General features: G+C 45.9%; 2 protein-coding genes. Both read left to right on the top strand.

What is annotated here, in order from left to right; genetic code table 11:
* Window positions 1-1,100 (top strand): chromosomal replication initiator protein DnaA (dnaA, locus tag ACTF5Z_RS11915; protein ID WP_438985827.1); only part of this gene is annotated, 1,100 nt, incomplete at its 5' end.
* A gap of 45 nt (window positions 1,101-1,145) precedes the next feature.
* Window positions 1,146-2,273, top strand: a complete 1,128-nt coding sequence (dnaN, locus tag ACTF5Z_RS11910; protein WP_438985826.1) for a DNA polymerase III subunit beta — start codon at window positions 1,146-1,148, stop codon at window positions 2,271-2,273.
* The last annotated feature ends 14 nt before the right edge of the window (window positions 2,274-2,287 follow it).

Genomic DNA, 2,287 nt, shown 5'->3' with positions numbered 1-2,287 from the left:
CGGTTGTGGGGAAGACCGATGCGCCCGCGAAAATGACTACACGCAATACCGGGGTGCAAGTAGAGGGCGGTCTATCGCACCAAAACAACTTGGTTGAACATTACTCTTTTGAATCATTTGTAGAGGGTAAGTCTAATCAGTTGGCGTTAGCGGCTGCTCGGCAGGTCAAAGACAACCCCGGTTTTGCATACAACCCTTTGTTCATCTATGGCGGCGTCGGTCTGGGAAAAACCCATTTGATGCATGCGGTAGGTAATGCATTAAGACAAGACAACCCTAATGCGAATATCATTTACTTACACAGCGAGCGTTTTGTAGCGGATATGGTTAAGGCGCTCCAATTAAATGCGATATCAGATTTTAAAAGGTACTATCGATCGGTTGATGCGTTATTGATTGACGATATTCAATTTTTTGCAGGTAAAGAACGATCGCAAGAAGAGTTTTTCCACACCTTCAACGCGCTGCTTGAAGGTGGCCACCAAATGATATTAACCTGTGACAGGTATCCAAAGGAAATAGACGGTTTAGAAGAGCGATTGAAGTCTCGTTTTGGCTGGGGTTTAACGGTTGCTGTAGAGCCGCCAGAGCTGGAAACCCGCGTGGCAATTTTAATGAAAAAAGCGCACCAGATAGGCGTATTTCTACCAGAAGACGCGGCTTTTTTTATAGCTCAGCGTATACGGTCAAATGTTCGCGAGCTTGAGGGTGCCTTGAAACGTGTGATAGCAAGCGCTCACTTTCATCAGAAACCCATTGATATAGCTATGGTGAAGGATAGTTTAAAAGATTTATTGGCGCTGCAGGACAAACAGGTGAGCTTAGATAATATACAAAGGATTGTGGCCGAATATTATCGAATAAAAGTTGCCGACCTGATGTCGAAACGACGCAGTCGTTCTGTTGCTCGGCCAAGACAAGTGGCAATGGCGCTAGCTAAGGAGTTAACGAACCACAGTTTGCCAGAAATAGGCGATAGTTTTGGTGGTAGAGATCACACGACAGTACTGCATGCATGTCGTAAAATAGAAGAGCTAAAAGGTACGAATAACGATATCAGAGAAGACGTAAAAAACCTTCTCAGAGCCCTAACAACATAAATGAGACTACGAACAAAAGTAGGAAAAAATAGTTAAGGATTTTCGATGAAGTTTTCAATTGAAAGAGAAGCTTTGGTCAAGCCCTTGAGTCTGGTGGCTGGGGTTGTAGAGCGTCGCCAAACACTGCCGATATTAGCCAATGTGCTCGTTAATGTTGAAGGGTCTCAATTATCATTAGTGGGTACTGATTTGGAGGTCGAATTAACTGGCCGAGTGACCTTGGAAGATAGTGATTCGGTAAGTGGCTCGGTGACAGTGCCGGGCCGAAAGCTGTTTGATATTTGTAAGTCGTTGCCCGATGGCAGTGTTATAGAGTTAGCTCAAGACGGGGCAAAGCTTGTGGTGAAATCTGGTCGATCGCGATTTAGCTTGGCGACCTTACCAGCAACGGAATTTCCTCTGGTCGATTCGCTCAATGTTAGAGGATCAATGACGGTAGACCAGCAAGCCCTAAAAGCGCTAATTGAGCAAACAGGGTTTGCTATGGCTCAGCAAGATGTTCGTTATTATCTTAATGGGATGTTATGGGAGCTAAACGCCAACCAATTTCGTGTTGTCGCGACTGATGGGCATAGACTTGCAACCAGCCATATCGTATTAAGTGAAGGCGTAGTTCAAGGTTTGTCTGGACCAGATGCTACACAAATTATTCTACCTAGAAAGGGTGTGCTGGAGCTGTCCCGTTTGTTACAGCCCGGTGACGCGCCAGCAGAGGTCGCTCTGGGAGATAATCACTTAAAAGTGGAAACCGCATCGTTTACTTTCATTAGCAAGCTGGTTGACGGTAAATTTCCTGATTACCAGCGAGTGTTGCCAAAAAATGCGACTAAGACAGTTGTTGGAGAGCGCGATGTGTTGAAGAGCGCGTTATCGCGAGCAGCGATCTTGAGTAATGAAAAGTATCGAGGCATCCGTTTACATTTATCAACCGATCAGTTGCAGGTGGTTGCTAATAACCCCGAGCAAGAAGAGGCGGAAGAGATTATATCTGTGGATTACCAAGGCGAGCCGCTAGAGATTGGTTTTAACGTGAGTTATTTGCTAGATGTGCTTGGTGTGATCCACGAAGACAGCGTCAAAGTAAGCCTGTCAGATCCAAGCGGTAGTGCGCTGCTCGAGGCGGGAGACGAACATGCGAACGCGATGTACGTCGTTATGCCTATGAGGTTATAGGGGGCTTCTCTAGT

Source organism: Aequoribacter sp. (assembly GCF_965659035.1).
Taxonomy (GTDB): domain Bacteria; phylum Pseudomonadota; class Gammaproteobacteria; order Pseudomonadales; family Halieaceae; genus Aequoribacter.
Note: the sequence above shows the minus strand (reverse complement) of the source record. Positions and strands in the feature narration are given on the sequence as shown.

Coding starts and splice junctions, on each gene's coding strand:
- dnaN (WP_438985826.1), top strand. CDS start 1,146: ATGAAGTTTTCAATTGAAAGAGAAGCTTTGGTCAAGCCCTTGAGTCTG.